The 23,329-nt window shown below is 31.0% G+C and carries 19 protein-coding genes and 1 other RNA gene; 4 read left to right on the top strand and 16 right to left on the bottom strand.

The features are described 5' to 3' along the window. Positions 1–55: 55 nt before the first annotated feature. The 12 genes from PZA12_RS10060 to PZA12_RS10005 form a co-directional block, all read right to left on the bottom strand. Positions 56–1,117 carry an ABC transporter substrate-binding protein gene (locus PZA12_RS10060; RefSeq protein WP_078116987.1) on the bottom strand — a complete coding sequence of 354 codons (1,062 nt, stop codon included), beginning with the start codon at positions 1,115–1,117 and terminating at the stop codon, positions 56–58. Positions 1,118–1,272: 155 nt separating this feature from the next. Further along, positions 1,273–2,040, bottom strand: a complete 768-nt coding sequence (locus PZA12_RS10055) for an ABC transporter permease (RefSeq protein WP_077844119.1) — start codon at positions 2,038–2,040, stop codon at positions 1,273–1,275. A gap of 12 nt (positions 2,041–2,052) precedes the next feature. Then, positions 2,053–2,829 (bottom strand): ABC transporter permease, encoded by a 777-nt coding sequence (locus PZA12_RS10050; protein ID WP_012058170.1) that lies wholly within the window; start codon positions 2,827–2,829, stop codon positions 2,053–2,055. 2 nt (positions 2,830–2,831) lie between these two features. Next, complete coding sequence (locus tag PZA12_RS10045) at positions 2,832–3,665, bottom strand: ABC transporter ATP-binding protein (protein WP_077306094.1); 834 nt, start codon at positions 3,663–3,665, stop codon at positions 2,832–2,834. Positions 3,666–3,737: 72 nt separating this feature from the next. After that, on the bottom strand, positions 3,738–4,889 hold the full coding sequence (locus PZA12_RS10040; protein WP_103698927.1) for an iron-containing alcohol dehydrogenase: 1,152 nt from the start codon (positions 4,887–4,889) through the stop codon (positions 3,738–3,740). 13 nt (positions 4,890–4,902) lie between these two features. After that, positions 4,903–6,228, bottom strand: coding sequence for an aminotransferase class III-fold pyridoxal phosphate-dependent enzyme (locus tag PZA12_RS10035; RefSeq protein ID WP_103698928.1), 1,326 nt, complete (start codon positions 6,226–6,228; stop codon positions 4,903–4,905). A gap of 226 nt (positions 6,229–6,454) precedes the next feature. After that, positions 6,455–7,609 carry a PucR family transcriptional regulator gene (locus tag PZA12_RS10030; RefSeq protein ID WP_077306088.1) on the bottom strand — a complete coding sequence of 385 codons (1,155 nt, stop codon included), beginning with the start codon at positions 7,607–7,609 and terminating at the stop codon, positions 6,455–6,457. A gap of 275 nt (positions 7,610–7,884) precedes the next feature. After that, complete coding sequence (locus tag PZA12_RS10025) at positions 7,885–8,244, bottom strand: hypothetical protein (protein ID WP_103698929.1); 360 nt, start codon at positions 8,242–8,244, stop codon at positions 7,885–7,887. Positions 8,245–8,521: 277 nt separating this feature from the next. Then, positions 8,522–9,799, bottom strand: a complete 1,278-nt coding sequence (locus tag PZA12_RS10020) for an FAD-dependent oxidoreductase (RefSeq protein WP_103698930.1) — start codon at positions 9,797–9,799, stop codon at positions 8,522–8,524. Between the two features lie 200 nt (positions 9,800–9,999). Next, positions 10,000–11,178 carry an iron-containing alcohol dehydrogenase gene (locus tag PZA12_RS10015; RefSeq protein ID WP_103698931.1) on the bottom strand — a complete coding sequence of 393 codons (1,179 nt, stop codon included), beginning with the start codon at positions 11,176–11,178 and terminating at the stop codon, positions 10,000–10,002. 365 nt (positions 11,179–11,543) lie between these two features. After that, positions 11,544–12,002, bottom strand: coding sequence for a hypothetical protein (locus tag PZA12_RS10010; RefSeq protein ID WP_077839396.1), 459 nt, complete (start codon positions 12,000–12,002; stop codon positions 11,544–11,546). A gap of 167 nt (positions 12,003–12,169) precedes the next feature. After that, a complete protein-coding gene (locus tag PZA12_RS10005; RefSeq protein ID WP_077844130.1) occupies positions 12,170–12,538 on the bottom strand; it encodes a hypothetical protein in 369 nt (122 codons plus the stop codon). A gap of 423 nt (positions 12,539–12,961) precedes the next feature. On the opposite strand from PZA12_RS10005, the gene pknB reads away from it, so the two are divergent. Beyond that, positions 12,962–14,449: a Stk1 family PASTA domain-containing Ser/Thr kinase gene (gene pknB, locus PZA12_RS10000; RefSeq protein WP_103698932.1), complete on the top strand. Its 1,488-nt coding sequence runs from the start codon at positions 12,962–12,964 to the stop codon at positions 14,447–14,449. 34 nt (positions 14,450–14,483) lie between these two features. Here pknB and PZA12_RS09995 read toward each other — a convergent pair whose 3' ends face one another. Then, positions 14,484–15,590: a DUF3810 domain-containing protein gene (locus tag PZA12_RS09995; RefSeq protein WP_103698933.1), complete on the bottom strand. Its 1,107-nt coding sequence runs from the start codon at positions 15,588–15,590 to the stop codon at positions 14,484–14,486. A 273-nt stretch (positions 15,591–15,863) separates the two neighbouring features. Further along, the gene (locus PZA12_RS09990) at positions 15,864–17,858 is read right to left on the bottom strand and encodes an FAD-dependent oxidoreductase (protein ID WP_103698934.1); all 1,995 of its coding nucleotides are present in this window, start codon (positions 17,856–17,858) and stop codon (positions 15,864–15,866) included. 209 nt (positions 17,859–18,067) lie between these two features. Between PZA12_RS09990 and PZA12_RS09985 the strand changes: the two genes are divergently transcribed. Both PZA12_RS09985 and PZA12_RS09980 read left to right on the top strand, forming a co-directional pair. Then, a complete protein-coding gene (locus tag PZA12_RS09985; RefSeq protein ID WP_078117000.1) occupies positions 18,068–18,613 on the top strand; it encodes a PadR family transcriptional regulator in 546 nt (181 codons plus the stop codon). A gap of 275 nt (positions 18,614–18,888) precedes the next feature. Beyond that, complete coding sequence (locus PZA12_RS09980; RefSeq protein WP_103698935.1) at positions 18,889–19,407, top strand: hypothetical protein; 519 nt, start codon at positions 18,889–18,891, stop codon at positions 19,405–19,407. A gap of 49 nt (positions 19,408–19,456) precedes the next feature. Here the strand turns inward: PZA12_RS09980 and aspD are convergent, their stop codons facing one another. Next, the gene (gene aspD, locus PZA12_RS09975) at positions 19,457–21,094 is read right to left on the bottom strand and encodes an aspartate 4-decarboxylase (RefSeq protein ID WP_103698936.1); all 1,638 of its coding nucleotides are present in this window, start codon (positions 21,092–21,094) and stop codon (positions 19,457–19,459) included. A 230-nt stretch (positions 21,095–21,324) separates the two neighbouring features. Here aspD and ffs point away from each other — a divergent pair. Next, positions 21,325–21,590, top strand: an RNA gene (gene ffs, locus PZA12_RS09970) — signal recognition particle sRNA large type. 277 nt (positions 21,591–21,867) lie between these two features. Here the strand turns inward: ffs and PZA12_RS09960 are convergent. Beyond that, a complete protein-coding gene (locus PZA12_RS09960) occupies positions 21,868–23,073 on the bottom strand; it encodes an MFS transporter (protein ID WP_103698937.1) in 1,206 nt (401 codons plus the stop codon). Between the last annotated feature and the right edge of the window lie 256 nt (positions 23,074–23,329).

Raw genomic sequence — 23,329 nt, 5'->3', positions numbered from 1 at the left:
AATTTTAAGATGATTCCGTGTGGATTTAACCACACAGGAATCAATTTTTATCATATTATTTTGTTGCTTCTTCCCAATACTTTGAAGTGAATGTTGTATCATCTACCACTGGAGTTTTAGCTAAATCTTTATTATAAAGTTTTAAGAAATCCCCTGTTTGCTTAATTGCATTCATATCGATTTGTCCAATTTTTGAAGTATCAAATCCTTGAGGTGCAACAAGTTTAGCAACTTCTTTCGCCATATAAACTTGGTGATCTAATGAAACTGATTTATCTACATCATAAACTGTTTTTCCTGCTGCTTCTGGATCTTGGACTGCATCTTTCCACCCCTTTATAGATGCTTTTAAGAAACGAACTAATAAATCTTTATTCTTACCTGCCCATTCAGAGTTTACAAATAAACAATCTTCCATCATTGCAACACTTTCATTGTTCATATCAATTACATTTAAATCCTCTTTCTTCATGCCGCCTTCAAGTAATAAACCAAATTCGTTATAAGTCATTGCTGATGCTGCATCAACTGATCCTTCTTTTAATTGATCCATTGTAAAGTCTTGTTGTACAAGTTTTAGGTCTTTGTCTTTATCTAAATTGTATTTTGAAAGCAGAGCAAGAAGTTCATATTCATTACCACCAAACCAGTTACCTACTTTTTTACCAGCTAAATCTTTTGGCGAATTAATACCTTTTTCTTTTTTAGATACTAGTAACATGCCTGATTTTTGAAATACTTGAGCGATTTCTTGTAAATCATACCCTTGAGCTTGGTAAGTCATCAAACTTGAAACCCAAGTTACCCCTATATTGGCTACACCATTATAAACATTTTGCTCTGGAATAATGTCACTTCCTCCTGGAAGAATTTGAATATCTATTCCTTCATCTTTATAGTAACCTTTTGCTGCTGCTACGTAATATCCCATAAATTGTGATTGCGGAAGCCATTTTAATTGAAGTGTTACTTTTTCTAACTCCCCATCCTTCTTTGTAGTATCCTCTGATTTAGTTGCATCTTTCGCTGTTGTTTCTGATGTTTTTGATCCACATCCTATAAGCATCGTCCCCATCATTAATACAGCTAACCCTAAAGCTAATAACTTCTTTTTCATAATAAATTCCTCCTTATTAAATAAATATTATTTATCTTATACATGCCATCTGTGTGTTCTCTTGAAATTCTAAGAGATATCGGTGACTTTCAATTTTGCTTATAAAGCAAATAGTATATTAGGTTGAACTAAACTTTTCTATTTTAAAGTTGGTATTATCTTTGTGATGCATGCCATTTTATGGTTCTACGTTCTATTAATAAAATAATTAAGTATAAAACAATCCCAACTAATGCTGCCATTACTATATAGGACCACCCCATGGCCATCATTCCTTTTCTTAAATTATCTTTAATTCCAAAACCAATACCTGAAGTTGATGCTGCAAAGTATTCACTTATCATAGCCGCCATTATTGCTGCTGCCACATTAATTTTTAATGCAGTTAAAACACTCGGAAGACAATTAGGTAAACGAAGCTTGAAAAATATAATTTTTTCTGGTGCTGCATATGACTCTAATAAATCTTTTGCAAATGGTTTTAAATCATTTAATCCCCTATATGAGTTAATTGCCATAGCTGCCATACATACAACCGTTACAACACCAACCTTTTGTGCAAAACCACTTGTAAACCAACGATTCATAATAGGCGATAATGCAACTATTGGAATTGCATTAAATGCTGCTATTACACTAAGTCCTGTATATCCCCACTTTGGAAACTGCGTAGCTATCACTGCGACAATAAATCCAATTATGCATCCTAAAGCAAGTCCTACCAATGCCCCTGAAACTGTAATCATCGTATCAGTTAGAGCTTTAGAAAAATTATCACTTAAAGTTTTAATAATTTGTGATGGTACTGGTAATTGAAAGGGTTTAAAACCTAATGCATCATGAATGATACCAACTTGCCATGCGATTATCATTAATATTCCAAAGCCTAAAGGCCATAAGACATTTTTAATTTTTTCATTCATAAAATTACCTCCCTATGTAGTCTGTTTTCTCCAAGGCATACAAATTTTTTCGAATAATATTACTATAAAATAACTCAAAATCCCCATTAAAGCGCTGGTAACTACTGATCCCCAGAATACATCTTTTGTTCCTGAGTATAACGAGTATAAAAGTTTCACTCCAATTCCACCACTTGAACCTAACATATCAACTAAGATAGATGCTGTTATTGACATTGGTGCCGCTATTTTTAAACCAGCAAATAAATATGGCATTGAATATGGAATCATAAGCTTATAATATATGCTTTTCTTTTTTGCAGCATATGAGTATAGCAATTCTTTTTTATCGCTTTCTACACTATTTAATCCACTAAGCATATTTACTGAAACTGGGAAAAATGTGATATATGCCGCAATTACTATTCTAGAAGTATTCATATCCCTGACTAAAGTAAAGATTATAGGAGCTAACCCTAAAACAGGTATCATTTGTGATATTATTAAATAAGGTAATGATATTTTTTCTGCTATTTTCGATAAACTCATAATTATTGCTAAAACAAATCCTATTGCAGCTCCAAGTGCAAACCCAAATACAGCTCTTGAAAAAGTAAGTCCAGCTGCGCTCATTAAATCAGTGAAATTTTCTGCTATTGATATGATGACACTATGTGGATAAGGCAATTTTGCTCCAGCCATTGGATCATGCATCACTTGTTCTAGAAAGAAAGCTACTAATTCCCAAGCTATAAAGATGCCTATAGCCCAAACTAGATTAACTTTATATTTCTCTTTCCTGCTAATCATAATCATACCCCCTCAAAGCTATTTCTTATTTTGGTTATATAATCATAAAATTGTTTTGACTGCTTTGATTCCATATTTCTTGGTCTTGGTATGTCAATATCAATCACAGCAGAAACACGTCCTGGATGTGGAGATAAAACCACAACTTTATCCGATAAAAATACTGCTTCTGAAATATTATGGGTTACAAAAACTACTGTCTTTTTGGTCTTTGTCCATATTTCTAAAAGATCTTCATGAAGCTTTTCACGTGTAAATTCGTCTAAAGCTGAGAATGGTTCATCCATAAGAAGTATTTCCGGATTAATGGCTAATGCTCTTGCTATACCAACCCTTTGCTGCATCCCTCCACTTAATTCATAAGGATAATGCGTACCAAAGTTAGTAAGTCCTACTAGATCAAGCATTTCCGTAACTCTTGAAGTACGATCCTGCTTCTTCATTCCTAGAAGCTCCATTGGCATACAAACATTTCTTCTTACTGTTCTCCAATCGTATAGAACTGGATTTTGAAATACGATGCCATATTTCTTTTGAAGTCTTATTTCTCTTGGACTTTGTCCTCGTACTATCACTTTTCCTGAAGAAGGTTGCAATAGATCAGCTATAATACGAAGTAACGTTGTCTTTCCGCAACCAGAAGGACCTAGTAATGAAATAAATTCTCCTTCTTTAATTTCTAAATTAACATTCTTAAGTGCTGTTACTGGTTCGCCCCCATTCTTATCTTGATAAACCATACTTAAATCTTCAATTTTAATTTCTACTTTTTCTTCTCTTGTCCTAAAAACATTTCTGCTTTCAAATTCTGTATCTATTTCATTCAACATACTCATTGATTTACGCCTCCTTTTAAACAAAAAACGGTACAAAACTATTTGTTTTGCACCGTTGCAATTATTTTATATTTACCATAATCTACTGTATATAGTTAATAAGTCTTCCTTTTTAACTTCTTTTATAGTATTCGATGGACTTCCACTGTTCATAGCATCTTGCGCCATCTTATCTACTACTTTATTGAATTCTTCTTTATTAATTCCATACTCTTTTAAAGTTGGTATTTCACATATGTTACATAACTCTGTTAATTTTTCTAGAAAAGCTTCTGCTGCTTCCTTATCACTTTTCTTATCGTCTGCTACATTAATTGCTCTACCTATTGTACCAAAACGTTCATAGCTTCCATCTAAAACATAAGATAAACATTCCTTTATAAGCATAGCATTTGAAATTCCATGAGCAACATGAAAATTAGCTCCAATTGGTCTGCTCATGCCATGCACCAAGGTAACTGAAGAATTATTTATACATACACCAGCTTCATATGCAGCAATGGCCATTTCTTCTCTAGCCTTTTTATTTTCACCATCTTTATAAGCCAATGGTAAAAACTCAAAAATTCTTTTGATTGCAGATAATGCAAAGGTATCTGTTAGTGAATTTGCTTTTCTTGATGTATACGCTTCTACTGCATGAGTTAACGCATCCATGCCCGTTGCCGCTGTTACGCTTTTAGGTGATGTCATTGAGAATTTTGAATCAATCACTGCCAAATCAGGTAGTAATGCTTCTCCCTTTAGAAGCATTTTTATATTCCTCTTTGAATCTGTAATAACCGTAAATTTGGTAGCTTCTGAACCTGTTCCTGCTGTAGTTGGAATCAAAACCAATGGTGGAAAATCTCCTTCAATTGTTTTTCCCATGTAATCAGATATTGAACCTTCTAATTTTGTCATGGCAGCAATAGCTTTACCGCTATCTAATGGACTTCCTCCTCCAATTGCTATGCAGAAATCACATTTAGCGTTTTTATAGGCTTTTACTCCACTTTCAATCATTAAATCGGTTGGCTCTCCAATAATATCATTAAAAATTTCATATTCAATTCCTAAGTTATCTAAACAGTCTGTCAAAACTTTAACTGTTCCAATTCTAGTTACATTTTTTCCAGATACAATAAATGCTTTTTTCCCAAGGGATTTTATCAAGCTCTCGCTTGATTCTAATGCGTTATCTCCAATAATCGTACGTCTTGGTAAACTAAACTCATATGCCATTTTCTCACCTCATCTAGATAAATTGTTTGTCTACAATTCCAAGTACTTCGTCTAATTTAGCTAACTCTTCTTCTAATTGCTCCTTAGTAATTATTAGTGGAGGGGCAACAAGTATCATGTTCTCATGAGTATATGTCATAAACTTTCTTTCCTTTAATAATCCTAAAATTTTCCCCATAACTCCTTCTGGATCCTTTCCATATGGTACTAAGGGTTCCTTGCTTCCTTTATCCTTTACTAATTCCACTGCTGAAAATAATCCAATATACCTCACATCTCCAACTGATGGGTGAGAAGCTTTCATCTCTTCTAGTTTTTCACCAAGTACACTACCTACTTCGTTAACATTTTTTAGTATACCTGCTTCTTCATAATAGTTTATACACGCTACACCTGCTGCACAAGCTAGGGGATGTCCACTATAAGTTAGTCCGCAAGATAATAAATTATCATCAAAGTAAGCTGCTATTTCTTTACTTACTACAACTCCACCAAGTTGAACATATCCACAAGTAACACCTTTTGCAAAAGTTACTATATCTGGTTTTACATCAAAATTCTCAAAGCCAAACATTCTACCCGTTCTGCCCCAGCCTGTCATAACTTCATCACAAATCATTAAGATTTTAAATTCATCACATAAAGCTCTAACTCCTGGAAGATATCCTTTTGGCGCAATGATAACTCCATTTGAACCTGTTATAGTCTCTAAAACTATTGCAGCCACACTATCAGGTCCTTCATAAATTATTTGTTCTCTCAACTTGGCCAAGTAATATTTTGTTGCAGCTTCTTCTGATTCGAATTCTATTGGTTCTCTATAAATATATGGATCAAAGAATTTTACGAATCCTGGAATACCAGGTTCTAATTGATATCTTCTAGGTTCACCTGTTAAATTACCAGCACCAAACGAAGATCCGTGATAACTTCTATAACGGCTGAACACCTTTGTCTTACCTGTGAACATTCTTGCTATCTTTACAGCATTCTCATTTGATTCTGCACCTGCATTTGTGAAAAATACCTTGCCCATATTATCAGGCATTAATTCAATGATCTTCTTTGCAAGCTTGGCTCTAGATTCGGCTCCATAAGATGGCCCTACAAAACAATATTTATCTACTTGTTCTTTTATTGCATCTCCAATCGCTTTATTTCCAAAACCTAAATTCATATTAACAAGTTGTGACGACATATCTGAATATCTATTTCCATCATAATCCCAAAAGTAAATACCATCAGCTTTTTCAACTGAAATAGGATTTAAATTTCTTTGTTTGCTCCATGATTGTAAATTATATTCTTTTAAAGTACTCCTAATTTCTTCACCATTCATCTTTATACACTCCCTCATATACATTTAATATTTTCCTCAAATAAAAAAACGGAACTTATTCAAGTGAACAAGCTCCGTTGCTGTTATCTCTATTAAATTCGTTTTTCCTTTAAGTTGTTTTTATTATATACTAGTAAAACTGTTATATCAATGAATAAGTGACTAAGTTTATTTGTGCAACTGCACATTTAGTCACATGAATATAAATAACAAGTCCCAAGTTGCCCTACATAACATCCTTCACAAAAAAACCTAAATAAAATCGTAGTTTTTCTTCCAAATTTGATGGATTATATCCAGTAATCTTTTCAATCTTTTTAAGCTGATTATTTACTGTATTCCTATGAATATATTGTTTCTCAGCAACAAGACTTTGACTACCGTTGTTCTGTAAAAACATATATAAGAAGCTCATTAAATCAGTGTTATTTTCCTTATCATATTTTTCTAACTTACCTAGAGTATCCTTGTAATATTCTTTAAGCACTTCTTTATCCTTAGCATTTAAAAGCAATTTATGAATATCTAGTTTATCATAAAACACCATTTCTTTGCCTTGTTTTTTGGCCATCGTCATTGCTGTGAAAGCATTATTAAAATTCTCCGCCTGCATTTTAATGCCTGCTTTATTTTCACTTATTCCCATATGAACCTTCCATGAAGGTTCATTCCAATTCTTAAAAAAAGTATCAACAAAATTAGTGACATCGTAATTTCCATAATTCACAAGAGCCAGAACCCAAGAATCTTTATATGAAAATGAAATATATAATTCATGAATACTTCTAGCTAATCTTTCTGAATACATTTTAATTTTATTCATATCAAATTCTAATTGATTGTCTTCTTTGTGTTCAAAGGACATGACTATAAAGCAGAAATGACTGTCTCTCAAATACCCATATCTCTCCATCTGTAAAATTAATGTTTCTATATCACCTGTTTTAAATATAATATTCTTAATCGTACTTGCTATACTTATTTCTACTTGCTCACTTTGCATTATTCGATAACATATATTCCGTGTTAAATCTACCATTCTTGTTTCCCATGGAATAGTATAAAGAGGCATTTTTATTTGGTTACAATATTCTATAACATCGTTAGGTATTGACTTGGTGTATGGCCCAATATTTACAACAAAAGCGCTTGCCCGAGCAGCATATAGTTTTTTTGTATATTCTAACAACCATCCATCACCATCATTTAGAATGCCTGACGTAAGGACAACTTCATTTCCATGAAGAAATTCACTCACCTCATCATTTTCAATAATATGTACCCATTCCACTAGATTATTAAGACCTTTCTGTCCTGCTAGCAGTTTCATTTGATATAAAACAGCCCCATTTCCAAATAATTTCCCTACAGTAATTGACATATTATCACCCCAATTTTATATAAAACTATAAGAGTTTTATGCCTATTATATCATAATTTTATTTTAATTAAATTTTATTAAATAATACAAAAACTTATTTATATTATTTCTTTATAAATAGAAACTTAATAAAGTTAAGCTGGTTTTACAATTAGTAATCTTTGCTATAAAATGATTCGGATGTATTCTACATAAAAGAATTCTACCCATATTACTTAAGGCAATAAATAAAGAGGCACTTTGATAAAAATCAAAATACCTCTTTATTTATTTCTTTACTTATTATTAATTGACTTTAAATATTCTTTAACACTTGGCGATATTCCTATAATATATACGCTAAAGATATACACTATCATTAAAATAGTAATCATTATATTAGGCGAAATCATAATTGCTGCAACTGCCGCTAGAATGACAATTATAAGCAAAATTATCATTATAATCTTAGCCCATGCTTTTCCTTTAAATATAAAATATAAGAGAATAGCTTCTACTACAGTCCTAGTTAGTCCTGAAATTATTCCTATGTTTCCTTGCATAAAATAGCTAAATGCAGTTGTAACTATACTTACAGCTAATATTGCTATTACCATGGATAAAAATAGTTTTTTTCCTTTTTCTATACTTTTCATAATATCCTCCATAACAATGTATTACACTAATTGGATATAACGTTTTAATTAAATAAATTATCTCTCTTTATTTAGGACGTAATTATTATTAATAATTACTTATTTATTTTTACTTAACATTGCGTTATTATTCCTTAAAAATAATTCTTTATGTACATTACCATATTTTATATTTATTATAACATGAATTCATAGAATTTATATTCTTATTTTTATTCATAATTATTGGGAAGCTAATAAAAGCTCCCCAAAATTTAATATTTTTAACTATAGAAACCTAGTTTTTACATTGCTTTGAAAATATATTTGTTAGATTTAGTTTTTTAACTCTTGATCTTATTTCATCATTATCTATGCTATACAATCCTAAACCTTTCATCCTTTCAAAATATTCTGCTCCTGAAAATGTATATCTTTCACTCATTTTTCCTTCCTTAACTTTGTCATTTGCATATGCAATAATATCACCTGTAGCAAGCTCTCTTGGCAATTCTAATAAAGGCTTTTTCACCAAATATTGAACTGCATTATAACCTGCTAAAGTCCCTGTAGTCATAGCCTCAGTATGACCTACAAAGAATCCACTTTTTTCACCTCCACAAAATAAATTTTCAACGCCATTTACTTGCATTGAATTATTTCTAGGCGCAGCACATAAATATCTAATTGAATTACCATTACTTCCAACTAGTGGATCTATATAAACTACATTTTCTAATCCTTTTATTTTCCTTAATTTATCTAGTGGATAGTGAGATGTCATAAGCTTTACGCGTCCTGTATCTAATAATATAATATTCTCCGCAAATTCTAAGGTCGCATATTGTTGACATACTTTTTGTTCTAACTTTTCAAAATGTATATCTTCCTTGGGTATAGGAATAACTACAACTCCACTTTTCTCTAATTCTTTTATTATGTCTTTTGATAAAGATTCTCTAGGAAATTCACATGATCCGCTCATTGCGCCCTTCATTCCATTTGCTCTTTCTCCTACTAAGTCATTTACTCCTGCCTTACTGCTTATACTAACTCTTGCACCAAAGCTAGGACATCTTAATGTACACATAACGCATCCATTTCCATACTTCACACAATTAGGCATTGATCCTGTTGAACCTGTAGTTTCTACAAATACATCTCCAGTTACAATATCTTTATTAAATAATACCAATGATTTTATTTTATTGCCTTCCATATTTACATCTATTATTCTACTTTGCAAAAATATTTTAACTCCACATTCTATTAAATATCTTCGAACAATAGGTTCAGCTTTACCTATATCACATAGCCATGCATGTTTGTGTTCTGGGAAATCTATATTCTTATGAATTGCTATCGAATCCATAATTCTTATGAAATCACCTGCGCCAAGATTTATCAGCTCTTCTGCAGCAGTATATCTTCCATTATTCCTCATTATCCCACCAACATTTCCTACTCCAAGTAGCAAGTCAGTTCTCTCATATAACTCAACTTCTGCACCTAATTTTACTGCTTCTAATGCGGCTGAGCACCCTGCCCATCCTCCACCTATAATTATAACCTTCATTTTATTCTCCTTTAAAATAGTTATCTATTATATATTGTATTCAATTTTTTGTCTAAGTTGAGTCTTATCATGTTTACTGATCAAATTCTCTAAAAATTTATCACCACTTATTAACGTATAAAAGAGCCAAAAAGCTGATCTTGTCTGCTTTTTGGCTCTTTAAAAATTTATAACGCTGACTATAATTCCTGAAATAATTTTTATCTAGCCATTATATAAATTTTTTTCATGTCTTCCATATTAAGTTTTTGGAATTCCCCTATGGTTCTAGTATCTTTGAAGCTACATTTATAAGCTAGTTCATCAATTTGATCATCTGTCAAATTAACTCCAAGCTCTTTTATTGATATTGGCATATCAATAGAATGATAAAAACTTTCCATTGCTTCGATTCCCTCTAATGCAACTTTTTCTGGATTATAAAAGTCATTGGTTATTCCCATTACGTTTACAGCGAATTGTACAAAACGGCTTATATTACTTTTGTACACATACCTAGCCCAGCTTCCCCAAACTGCTGCCAAACCAGCTCCGTGGGCAACATCAAACATACCTCCAAGTTCATGTTCTAATTGATGACATGACCAATCACCAACTGAACCACATCCAGTTAAATCATTATGCGAAAGACTTCCTGCCCACATTACTTCAGCACGTGCATTATAATCTGTTGGATTTTCCATTAATATTTTTACATTATGAATTACTGTTCTCATTAATCCTTCGCTAATTCTATCTGTTATCTCCATGCTCTGTTCTTTTGTAAAATAACGTTCCATAGTATGCATTAATATATCAGTAGCTCCACTGGCAGTCTGATATTTAGGTAATGTATAAGTAAGTTCCGGATTCATAATTGCAAATTTACAACGTGCATACTCAGAATTACATCCTCTTTTCAGCCATCCTTCTTCATTTGTAATAACCGATGAATTGCTCATTTCACTTCCTGCAGCTGCAATAGTTAAAACTGCCCCAACAGGTAAGCAGCCGGTTGGAATAACTTTTTTACTATATATATCCCATACATCACACTCATTAGCTATGCCATATCCTATTGCTTTTGCTGAATCAATAACACTGCCTCCTCCAACAGCTAATATAAAATCTACCTTTTCCTTTTTGCATAAATTGATTCCTTCATATACTTTTGAAAGTCTAGGATTAGGTACAACTCCGCCTAAGTTAACATAATCGATTTCAGCTTTCTTTAAAGATTCAAAAATTTTATCTAAAAGCCCAGACTTTTTCGCACTGCTTCCACCAAAATGAACTAGGACTTTCTTACAATTTTGATTCTTTATAATAGTGCCGATCTGTTTTTCTGAATCCTTTCCAAAAATCACTCTCGTAGGAGCATAAAATTCAAAATTCTTCATTATTAATGCACTTCCTTATTTCTAATTTAGTATTAAGTTCTTTAATAATATATTACTCCTTCGAGACAACTCTAAGTCAAGAGAAATATATGAATAAAATAGTAAAATGAAAAACTAACTTCTTGATTGCAAGAGTAAATTCATCTTACAAGAAGTTAGTATCAATTGAATACTTAACCTATCACAGCTTCAAATAAAAATTTATTATTGAATACATATAAGTTAAAATTATATTATTAAACTAAATTTAAGATATTGCATTATAAAAAATACACTCCTAAAGTTTTATATTAAAATAAATGATATTATTTAAAATATTACCAACATTCTAAGTTTTAGATTTTTATTTTTCTATTTAAAGACCTTTAGAGTGTGATGTTATTCATTTCATTTATCATGTTGGTGACTAGATCATCCATTCCTATATTTTCTAGCCCACTAGGAACTATAAAATTAGGATCGTCTAACTCTCCACCAGCTTTAGCTATAATTTGTTTTGCCCTTTCGGCATTATTTTCATCTGTATTTACAATCACCTTATAATTTACATCAGCTATTTCCTCAAAACCGCCCATACCGCTTACCATTGGATTTGCAGCTGCCATTGGCCCATAACCTGGATCAACCGTAGGATTATCGTTAGATAGTATTAAGTTTGCTAAACTATTTGTGCTGCTTTCAGTACCTGGCCTGTTTTGTCCTGGGTTATCATTTGTATAATGATCATTTATATCTGCCACAGCATCTTTTATGCCTATTTTATTTAATGCTTCTACAGCTTGATTAGCTGCTTTTATACCGCTAAAATAACCTTCTATCTTCATAAAAAATACCTCCTTTTATACTTTTATTCAGTGGTATTTTTTCACTATGTTTAAACTATTATTCCTAAATCTTGAATATCTAAATATCTTTTTTTAATTTTTTGCACTAAAAAGCAACTGCAGGGTTGCTTCATTTACCTATCCCGCAATTGCTTTTTTATAATTACCTATTTATTGGGTTCACATGGATATATATAATTTCCTATAGTACGAACTCTTAATCTTTCTGGATCACATTCTTCGTGTTCTGGAATTACGAACACTATTTTACGCTCAATAGTTCCACATGCATCACGATCGCAAGGATCTTCATGTGCCATTGTTACAAATCCTTTGAATGCAAGTATTCTATCGCAATCATCATATAAAATAGCTGCAATAGCTACTTTTTTGCCTAAGCAAACATTATTTACTTTTATTTTTACTGTTACTAATTTTGCACCATGCTTTTCCAAATTAACTGGTTTTGATTTGATTGTACTACATAATTCGCAGTCATGCTTAGTACACTTACATTTATTTTCATATCTTTCCATTCTATACAACTCCTTGCATATAAACTCAAAATGAAATAAAAATTACTTATATTGACTTGGTCATTTTAAATTTTTTATAGTTACATATATCATTAAAATATATCTTCAACATAAAGTATAAGTTGATATATGTTCTCCAAAATCAACTGAGTATCTTTAAAACGCATTTATTGCACATATGCACTGCTTTATCAGTAACGGATCTTTAATGAAAATATTTAATGTGCTTCCTATGTTTATAATATATTCTGTAATAAATATTTATGTGAAAGAAAACGACATTTTTTCCTATAAAATAAAATCATAAATTTAAACAAAATGACATTTCCTGTAATAATATTCTTTTTTCTTTGCTATTATTTGAAAACAAATATAAAATTAGTTATGATATAATAGATATACAACTGTTTTAGGGGGACATATATGATTGGAACATTACTTATAAACAGGTATGAGTTGCTTGAAAAAATAGGTGAAGGTGGTATGGGAATTGTCTATAAAGCAAAATGCCATTTATTAAATAGATTTGTAGCTGTAAAAATATTAAAATCAGAATTAAGTAATAATGAAGAATTTATTCTCAGATTTAAGAGAGAGGCAAATTCAATTGCAAGTTTATCACATCCAAATATAGTAAATATTTATGATATTGGCTCAGAGAATAATATTAATTTTATTGTTATGGAATATATTAATGGTAAAACATTAAAACAAGTATTAAGGGATAATGTACGTCTCAGCCCTGATACTACCTTAAATATATCTTTACAAATGGCTGAAGCTTTAATATACGCTCATAAAAATAATATAATTCATCGAGATATAAAGTGTGATAATATTTTAATTTCAGATGATAACATTGCAAAATTAACAGACTTCGGAATTGCAAAACTTCCAAATTCTTCAACAATAACAAATTCAAATAAAATTATAGGTTCAGTACACTACTTTTCACCTGAGCAAGCTAAAGGAGGATACGTTGATTTCAGAACTGACATCTATGCTCTTGGTATTGTCATGTATGAAATGATTACTGGGAATGTTCCTTTTAATGGGAAAACGTCTATTTCAGTAGCAATTATGCATATACAAGAGCCTGTTATTCCTCCAAAGAATTTTATTTCAGATATACCTGAGAACATTAATTTAGTAATTCTAAAAGCCTTAGAAAAAAATCCAGCTGATAGATTTAAATCAGCTAAAGAATTTGCTAATGTTTTAAGCTCAATAAAAGAAAATCCTAACTTAAAAATAGACTTTGATAGCACATTAATAGAAGATTCAACTGTCATGATTGATACCCATAAAGAAATTGATCCCACTGTGATTATGAGCAAAGAGCCAATACAAGAAACTGTGCTATTAAAGAACGTTACTAATACTTTACATATAAACAACCTAAAAAGTAAATCCAAAAAATTTATTTTACCAATTGGGATGATTGCGTTTTGCATTGCTGCCTTTGCCTTAGGCGAATATTTCTATGGAGGATTCTCTAAAAGTACAGGATATAAAGATTCTCCTATAAATAGCAGCATCGAAGAAAATACTTTAGGAACCACTAGTAAAGAAAATAATGACAAGTTGCAACCAAGTGAAGAAAGGCAAGTACCACTATTAGTTGGAAAATCTCAAGATACTGCTGAATCTATTATAAATAGTAATGAATTTTTACTTGGAAATATAAGTTATGAATACAGCGATAATGTAGCAAATGGTCTAGTTATAAGTCAATCTCCTACTGTTGGTACCTCTTATGAAAAAAGTGGAAAGATAGATTTGATTATAAGCCAAGGACAAAAAGTTACTCAACCTGCACCAGAAACAAGAAAAAATAATAGCAATAATAATAATAATGGCAATGGTAACGGTAATGGAAAAGAAAAAGAGAAAAAGCAAAAAAATAAATGACCAAAGGAAAGTTTATCTCCTTGGTCATTTCTTATTAAAATTGAACTTTATACCCTGATATGAGTAGTTTCACGACAGCATTATAACTTTTAATTCCTTCTGTTTGACCACCAGCTTTTAATATCTTATCATATACATTATCATACAGCTTTGATATTTTACCTCTATAATTGCTCCAGTATAACGAATCATTTTTTAATTCTAATTTCACATTATCTGAAAGTTCATTATTTATTCTTTTAAAGGCTTCTTGATTGAAATAATATAAATCATTCATGCAGTAAGAATACGCCATAAGATATCCGCTATATTGATATTCATAATTTTTAGAGTTAGTGCATGCTAGAAAACTTATATAATTTGCTTCATCTTCACTATTAAAACCTCTTACATGGCTCAATTCATGACAAATTGTACTTGGAACATTCCATTTGGGCATATCATTATTATAATTAGCTTCAATGGTAAAAGTTGTTTCTCCTTCCAACAATTGATATGACATAAGTTTTGAAAAAACAACTGGCTTTGGATTTGGATAAAAACCTTGCAAAGACGGATAAATTTCTCCTATATGTTCCATACTAATTATTCCTTCTTTTTTTGCATCATAATCTAGCTTTAATAGTCCATCTTCATCTCTTTTTATCTTTCCATCTAACTCATTCAATCTAACTTTTAAATAGTCACAAAGTTCTATTAATTTTTCTTCTGAATTATCCTGCACTTTTAATCCAGTTAATTCAACAAAATTTGATCTGAATGAGTTTATCCCTAGAGTCATTATATTTAAAAATACAAATGCTGATATATATATAAGCACATTTGAAGTAGCTCTTATTATTATTTTTTTTAATGAATGTTGTTTTGAAAAGAGTAGATATGTATAATTTAATATTCTTACAAGAATATATATAAGGAAAGCATATAATATTATTTCGTATACTGAAAATGGTATTAATGACAAACATCTTGAAAGTGTATTTACCAGTGTTAAATAAATATACTTGTAATAGAAATTTGAAAATCCATATATATACCGTGCCATTGCAAATAAAATGATGCTGAATCCAAGTAGTAATCCACTTATTATAAACTTAGTTTTAATTGATATATTCTTTTTTCTTTTTAGTAAATTTCCCATTCTCAATGTTCCTTTCTTACTAAGAAACTAACCTTCTAATATTGTAAATCAGTTCCAATATCATTATAATATCACTTTTTATTTTTACATTCTATACAAAAAAAAACAGTAAATTTATAAATACAAATTCACTGCCTTTTTATAATTCCTATACATATATTACAATATTGATTTTGTAAATAAAATTTACTCCTAAAATACTATATGAAAAACCTTCTAAATATAAAGTGCCATATAAATAGCTTATATGACACTTTGCTAACATTAGATTAATTATATATGATTTGTGACCTCATATGCATCCCAGATAGCATACATAATATTCGAAACCTTACGTGCATCTCCTAATAGATAAATTTCTGGAATCTCAAATTCCAATTCTCTATATAAAGAATTTTCTTCCTTATATCCTACTGAAAGTATTACTGAATCACATTTAATTTTTTCTACTCCGTTTTCTGTTTCTATCTCAAGATTTCCATCCTTATAAGCTTTAACTTTTGAATTTACTTTTACTTCAATACCGTTAAATGGTATTAATCTTTCAAGCATTTCACTATTTGCAGAACACAAAGGACCATTTAGTGCAAGAATCTTATGCAATGCTTCTACTATAGTAACTTTCTTACCCTTCTTAGCTAGATGAAGTGCTAATTCACAGCCAACTAATCCACCACCAACTACTACAGTATTATTACCTGACTCTTTCTTTCCTAATAATACATCTGCTGCTGTAAATACTTTCTCATCATCTCCCAATGAAAATACTTTAGGAGTAGATCCTGTTGCTATTATCACAGAATCTGCCTTATAACTTAGTATTTGTTCTTTTGTAATTTCGCTATTTAAATTAACTTCTACATTTAGTTCCTTCAATGTATTTGCATACCAGTTAGCTAATGCAATATCATCTTCTTTAAAGTCTGGCGAACCTCCTGGTATAAGATTTCCACCTAATCTATCAGTCTTTTCATAAAGTACTGGTTCATGCCCTCTAAGAGCTAAAACCCTTGCTGCTTCACAACCTGCAACTCCACCACCAACTATAAGTACTTTTTTCTTTCCTAATATAGGAGTTAATGCATTGTCCTTTTCTTTACATGCTTGTGGATTTACCGCACAGTTAAGCATAGCATAATTTTGAAGACGTCCCATACATCCTTCTTGACATGATATACAAGGTCTAATTGAATTACACTTATTTGCCCTTAATTTATTTACATAATTAGGATCTGCAAGAAGTGGCCTTCCAAGACTCACAATATCACAAGTTCCATTTTCAATTGCCTCAAGAGCCATATCAGGATTATCCATTCTTCCAGCACATATTACTGGAACATCAACAGTTTCTTTCATTAATTTAGCATATGGTCTGTATAACCCCTTTTCTTGATACATTGGTGGGTGACTCCACCACCATGAATCATAAGATCCAACATCTGTATCTAATGAATCATATCCATAGGATACAAGTAACTTAGCAGCTTCAATACCTTCTTCTAAATCTCTTCCTTTTTCAATAAATTCTTCTCCTGGAAGTGCTCCATCTCTTAAATCTTTAATAAAACTCTTTGGAGAATATCTAAGAGTTACAGGGAAATCCTCTCCACATCTATCTTTAATTTCTTCTACTATTTCACGTGCAAATCTAAGTCTATTTTCTAGGCTTCCACCATATTCATCAGTTCTATGATTAAATAATGAAATAGCAAATTGATCTATTAAATAACCTTCATGTACAGCATGAATTTGTACACCATCAAATCCTGCTCTCTTTGCGTTATAAGCCCCATCTCCAAATTTTTTAACTATAGATTTAATTTCATCTATTGTAAGTTCACGACATATTTTATCAAGCCATCTATGTTGAATTGCTGATGGTGCAACTGGTGGATATTCTCCAAGATTAGTAGGAATTGTAACCCTTCCAAATCCACCTGACATTTGTAAAAATACTTTTGCATTATATGCATGTATCCTTTCAGTCATTTCTTTGCTTGTTCTAACAAAATGTACTGGGTTATGTGTAGGACATGGAGTACTTGGCATACCATGTTCTTCTACTTCATTATCCACAAAAGTAACTCCAGTGATAATTAGGCCTGTCCCACCTTTAGCTCTTTCAGTATAGTAATCAATTCCCCTTTGATTAAATCCACCTTCGCTATCAGCTAGTCCAAGTGGTCCCATTGGCGCTAATGCAAAACGATTTTTTATCTCACAGTTACCAATTTTAATAGGTTCAAATAGCTTTTTATACTTATTCATAAATTTCCTCCTATAATATTTAAACGTTTAATTATCTGATTACATTAATTTCCTTATTTAACTATATTATAATACCGAAAAAACAAACATGTCAATATTGACATGTTTAACAGTTAATATTTTTCTATTTCACTTTATATTTTACTATGCTAAAATTGTCATTGGATAAACTCAAGCAAATAAGCTACAGAAATATTAGAGGTGCATGTATGAGAACTTTAAAATATGCTATTTTAGGACTTATTAATAGAAATCCTTTAACCGGATATGATATAACAAAAGAATTTAATTCTGGTTTAGTTGAATTTTGGTATGCTAAGCATAGTCAAATATACCCCGAATTAAAAAAATTAACCGATGAAGGATTAATTTCATATGAGACTGTTATACAAGGAGAAAAGTTAGAAAAAAAGTTATATACTATAACTGAAAAAGGGCGAAAGTCATTGCAGAAATGGCTTTCAAAAGACGATCCTTTAGAGCCAACCCCAAAAGATATTTTTAAACTTAAAGCTTATTTTTGTGATGAGATGGATCACGATACTTTAATAAAGCAGTTTAAAAATACACTAACCAAACACATTGAAAGATTGGAATACCTTGAAAATTCAATGGATGAACTTTTAAAAATAAAAGACATTTCAGCAGTATCCTCTCCAGGTTTCGGGGACTATATAATATTGAATGGAGCCATTATGCGAGAGAAATCATACATAGATTGGCTGGAAGATTGTTTAAGAAAGATGCATTTATAGTTTGCAATTTTCTTGGTAAATTAATCTTTAACTGCTTATATGTAGATAACTATAAACAACTTTGAAACTAGATTTATGTGATAACTTATGGAAATCATATATATTTTGATTCAGAAAGCTATGAAAATATCGCTGAAGGTTCAAAACAGCAAGCAGGTTGTATCCTCTTTAATGAAATAAATTAAAAATTCAAGTTATTTTTATCAATAAATTAGAATTATTTTTTTAATGTGAAAAAAACTATATAATAAAATATCGCAAGGAGGATCACAAAAATGAAAAACCCTAGATCAAAAGGCTTATATATATTAGTAATAATATTGTTTATAGTACTCATATCTGCATTTTCTTTTTTCAGATATTCCAATAGTAATCCGCCCAAAGGCAATAGTGATTTATCAAATAATGAAAGCCAAGACTCTTCATATTATAAAAGTCTATATGGTACTTGGACTATTGAAAAGCATATACCTTCCAATATAAAAACTACTCTAAGTGAGTCTACTATTTCTCTATGTATAGGTCAAAAATTTACTATAGAGAAAGATAAGATTTCCTCAATTTACGGAGCTGTATCTGATCCAACTATTAATGAAGGAACAATTACAGCTACAGAATTTTATAGCACTTATAATGATACTTTCAAAAATCTTGGTATTTCAGGTGATAAAATTAAATATATAAAAATAACTGAGCCTGAAAAGACAACTCATTCTGCAACTCTTTTTATTACAGATGATGAAAAAGTCTATGCTCTATTAGGTGGAGCACTTTTTGAATTAAAGAAACAGTAAGAAAGCTAAAAAGATAACTAAATTAATACTAGTTATCTTCTTAGCTTTCTTATGACTTATTTCCTTGATTTCTCCATGAATTAACATATTCATCTAAAATTTTATGAAGTGCCTCTCCAATCCTTGAATATGCATCATCATTAAGATTAGCCAGAGATATTCTAATTGACCACTCTGGTCCTTTAAACCCTCCACCACTTAATAGAACTATAGCTGATTCCTCAGCTAATTTGTATAAAATATCTACCGGCTTATAATTAATTTGAAGATATTCACCAAATTCACTTCCATAATAGCAAGTAGCCCATTCTAATAAATCAAATTCTGTATAATATGCAGCATCATACGGATCTTCTCTTAAATCTAATCCGAGGCCATTAAACAAAAGTTTTTGTCTTCGTTTGCAAATATCTTTGGTTTGTTCTTTATATATGTTTTCTTCGTCTAATAGAGCAAACGCACAAAAGAAGGCCATTTGAACTTGCTGTGGAGTTGATAATCCTGCCGTGTGATTAAGAGCTACTTGTCGGCTGTCTGCTACAATTCTATCTATAAATTTTATATCATCTGGAGTCGTTGAAAGATCTCCATACCGCTGCCTTAACTCAACCTTTTTATCTTCTGGTAAATTCTTTAATAATTTATCAAAGACATTCTCTGAATAAAGTGATATTGTTCCAAGTCTCCATCCAGTTACTCCAAAATATTTTGAAAAAGAATAAACACCTATCGTATTATATGGCAAGTCTGCCATTAGAGATCTATAATTATTTACAAAAGTACTGTAGACATCATCTGAAATAATCATTAAATTAGGGTTATAATTTTCTACTATATTTATTAACTGCTTAACGCTCTCTGGTTTAATTGCTACAGAAGGAGGATTACTTGGATTAACAACAAATAGAGCCTTAATACTACAATCTTTAAGCTTATTAAGTTCTGATTCTGGGTATTGCCACGTATGAGTTCCATCCTCTGTAAGTTCTATCGCTTCAATATGTATAATTTCAAAGTTATAACGCGGCAAATGTGGTATTTCCAAATAAGGTGTAAAAACTGGAACCATTAGTCCTATTTTGTCTCCAGGAGCCAGCAATTCATTTGCGATTAAGCTATCGAATATATAACACATTGCTGCAGTAGCCCCTTCAACTGCAAAAATGTTAAATCTACCTACAGGCGGTTTATTGTAACAAAGCTCTGAGACAAGATACTCATGAACAATTTTTTCAATATGTATTAGCATCCGATCTGGCACCGGATAATTATCTCCTATAATAGAATCTGTAAGCTCAAATATCCATGAGTCTGCATCAAAAACTTGATTTTTAATACCATAATCGATTATTCTTCTTAAAAGCTCTATTCCTGGCATCTCTTTATTTTTGTCTAGAAAGTTATAAAATCTTTCAGCTATCCCCTCTTTTTTAGGCATGCCAGCTAAATCGCCATCATTCCAAACTCTTCTTGTTTCTTCTACTGCAAAAATTCCAAAAGTAAAAAAAGCTTCTCTAGGTGTTGCAGCAGTCCAGTTAGGATTGCCTCTTCCTGCGTTTAATAGCGTACGTGCGCTCTTTTTTCTTTGACCTTCAGCTAAATTTATTAATTCATTTTTGAATTCAAATGGACTTATTTTACCATAAACTTTTTCTATTTCTTGACGCTGAACATTTTTAATACTCATAAATAGTACTCCTTACTCAAGTTATATGAACATATTCGTTATTATTGTTCAACAAGTTAAGATAATTTATTCCTAACTGATCATACAACTTTTTATAAGAATATTTTTTCAAATACTGCAAACTTATCAAATATGAACTTAAATTCCCACGGAAATGTCTCTTGAATATAAGCTTCAAAGATGTTATTATTATTTCACGGCAAGAAAATGCTTGTCATTATAAGTAATTTTCGTGCTAGATGGGGAGCTAGCGGTGCCCTGTAACCTGCAATCCGCTATAGCAGGATTGAATTCTCATTATAGGCTTTAATCTATTTGGTCAGCCTAATACAAGTGGTGTTGAGAATCGGGTCCCATGCAGCAGAAACTCATGAATTCCGTCAGATCTGGAAGGAAGCAGCGGTAAATGATAACTTCTGAGTGCCGTGGATAAACCTAGTTTGAGCTAACTATATTAGTAGCGCAAGTATGTTAATTGTCAACAATGAGTGCACGTTTCCTTGATTATTAATTCTGAGATATTCGTTAAGCTCTTATTTTGAACCTACAAATTAAATTCGGGAGTTTAATATTTAGATGATGAAATGTACTTTTGAGTGAATCCTTTTACGGTTTTAAAAGCGATTGAGGCATCTTTGAAAACACCCACCTGTCGAGAGATAGGCGTCAAAATTGGAGTACCGATATTTTGGATCTTATTTTAGAGATTTAAAGCCAATGCTTAACAATATTAAGCATTGGCTTTTTGGTTTTTTCTAGAAACAAACCAAATTCTATCCATGATTTTCTACCTTAATAAGTTTTAAAACTGATGATAAGCCAATTAGAATAAAAAATGCAACTGCTAAAAAACATGATATCATAATAACAACGCCTTCCCATCCATATAAAGACCAAAACGTTCCTCCAGCAGTTCCACCAACGCTTGAGCCAACATAATAAAACAATAAATAAAGGGATGACGCCTGAGCCTTATCATGAGTTGCTATTTTGCCAATCCAACTACTAATTATTGAGTGTCCTGCAAAGAAACCAAATGTTAAAAGAGCTATTCCAATAATCTTTAGCAAAAGACTTACATTTAATGTAATGCTTATCCCAAATAACATTATAAAAATTGAAATGCATAACATTATATATTGTCCATGTTTATCTGCTAGACGTCCCATAAATGTTGAACTAAATGTTCCTACTATATATATTACAAAAATAAAGCTCACTAAAGTTTGGCTCAAATTGTATGGTCGTTCAATTAATTGAAAACCTATAAAATTATATAACGAAACAAAACTTCCCATAATTAAAAATCCAATACAATATAAGCAAAGAAGATTAGGATTCTTTAAATGATTAAAACTCGATTTAATTAAATTTTTAATTTCAAAGGACCTAGCCTCGAAATGCTTTGATAAAGGCAGCTTTCTCCAAAACAAAAAACTTGAAATAAGGCCTAAAATACCTATAACCGCTAAGGCTAATCTCCAGTTAAAAAAATCATTAATTACTCCTATAATAATACGTCCACTCATTCCACCTATAGAATTACCACTTATATATAATCCCATTACTAATCCTAAACTTGATTTGTCAATTTCCTCACTAATATAAGCCATAGCTATTGCAGGCAATCCCGCTAAGACAAATCCTTGCAAACATCGTATTACTAGCATACTGTTAAAATTAGGAACAATAGCCGTCAATACTGCTAGTATTGATGAAGCAAAAAGAGAAAAACACATAATTGGCTTTCTCCCAAGAACCTCTGACAATGAACCAAAAATCAACATACTAACAGCCAATGTACATGTTGTAACTGACAGCGACAAACTTGCCATTGTAGGTGATATACCAAATTCCTTAGACAAATAAGGCATTAATGGTTGTGTACAATATAAAATCGCAAATGTATTAAAACCGCCAGCAAATAAAGCAATACTAGCATGGCGAAATTCACGTGTACCTTTTTGAATATAGCTCATAATAATCACTCCATACTTTATTCTATGAAACATGGTTATAATAACCACTATAATTTTAGCACAATGAATTATACGTTTAATTTATAAAAATAGTGTAATATTTTGTATTAGGCTTATGATAACGTTTATAGATGTATATTTCTACAATTTTCATAAAAACATAAACAAGGTAAAAAATATACCTTATTCTTAAAAATGTAACCGTTAAAAATTCATCTATATTCTTCCTATAATTCAGGCCTTGACATTGATGCAA

The sequence above is a fragment of the Clostridium beijerinckii genome (genome assembly GCF_036699995.1).
In the GTDB taxonomy this organism is placed as follows: domain Bacteria; phylum Bacillota; class Clostridia; order Clostridiales; family Clostridiaceae; genus Clostridium; species Clostridium helianthi.
The sequence above is the reverse complement of the archived record's forward strand: the minus strand, read 5'-3'. Positions and strand labels throughout refer to the sequence as shown.